Annotated in this window: 1 protein-coding gene; it reads right to left on the reverse strand. The window is 32.9% G+C overall.

The genetic code is table 11. The features are described from left to right. The coding region (locus DMC01_RS14305) for a hypothetical protein (RefSeq protein WP_185908990.1) at positions 1-487 on the reverse strand (487 nt) is incomplete at both ends.

The following is a 487-nucleotide window of genomic DNA, read 5'->3' on the forward strand; positions in this document are numbered from 1 at the left end:
GAGGTTTCAAGCTCATTTTTTTGTATCAGCTCTATGGCTTGTGAAAAAGCCTTTTGGTTTATTGCTTGATTTAGCCTTAGTTTATGTGCTTTTTGTTTTCTTAGATCTATATTTTGAGAGCCAAGAATATATATTATATACGCTAAGCCAAGCTCCTCACATAAAAGCTCTTTAAAAGAGCCTAGCTTTGATCTTATAATGGCTTTTGCAAGCCTTTTACTTAGATCAAAGCCACTTAGATCAAAAAGCAGATCACTAAAAGGGAAAAACGAGTTAATGAAATCCTTCAAAAGAAGCTCAAAGGCAAGGCTTGGCTTGAATTTAACTTCTTTTGTGCTAAGATCCTCTTCAATGCCTTTAAGTGTTTCTTCTAAGCTTTTTAAATTTTCATCTTGGATATTTTCTTTAAAATTCAAGCCTTGATTAAATTCTTGCAAAAGCTCTTCAAAGGCTTTTTCATACTCTTGTTGATCTTTTGTGTCTTCAA

Origin of the sequence: Campylobacter troglodytis (assembly GCF_006864425.1) — a bacterium.
Lineage (GTDB): Bacteria > Campylobacterota > Campylobacteria > Campylobacterales > Campylobacteraceae > Campylobacter_D > Campylobacter_D troglodytis.